Source organism: Vibrio sp. 1580 (assembly GCF_033340055.1).
Genome location: NZ_JAWOVT010000783.1, coordinates 1 through 509 on the forward strand (window position 1 = coordinate 1; position 509 = coordinate 509).

At 40.9% G+C, this 509-nt stretch carries 1 protein-coding gene; it reads left to right on the forward strand.

The annotated features are described in order from the left end of the window. Window positions 1–2 precede the first annotated feature (2 nt). Complete coding sequence (locus R7093_RS28365; RefSeq protein ID WP_318147427.1) at window positions 3–281, forward strand: pilus assembly protein PilV; 279 nt, start codon at window positions 3–5, stop codon at window positions 279–281. Window positions 282–509 lie beyond the last annotated feature (228 nt).

Here is a 509-nt window from a genome sequence, read left to right on the forward strand (position 1 = left end):
GTATTGAAGCACTTCGTCTAGCAGAAAACCAGCTCGAATGGTTCCGGACGCGTGGTGCTTCTGCGGCGATGTCTACCATCACACCTGCAAATTTTGCTTCTATTGCAACAGGCTCTTCTGTTACTGGATCTTATTTCGTCGAATGGGAAGTTCCAGCTGCCACGGTTTCAAGAACACTGAAAACTATCACCACTACCTCTAGCTGGAAGGATAGAATCGGCGAGACACGATCAGTTCAGCTTAAAACGATGATCTCACAATACAGTGAATTCGAAAACTAAGTTCAATTGCATACATGGCTTGAGACAAAGTCGTGGATAATTTCTTTTTGATGCCGGGTTTGTCTCAGTTAATGAATGGTTTTCGAACTGTTAATGCGGTTGATGTGCTACTGTTTTTATTATGTTTAATTGGAGTGGCGTTTTTGCAAAATATGTCTCCAATTATGGAAAAAATCATAGAACCTTGTGCTTTCCCTATCCTTATTTACTAGAATGCTGTGTTGATAA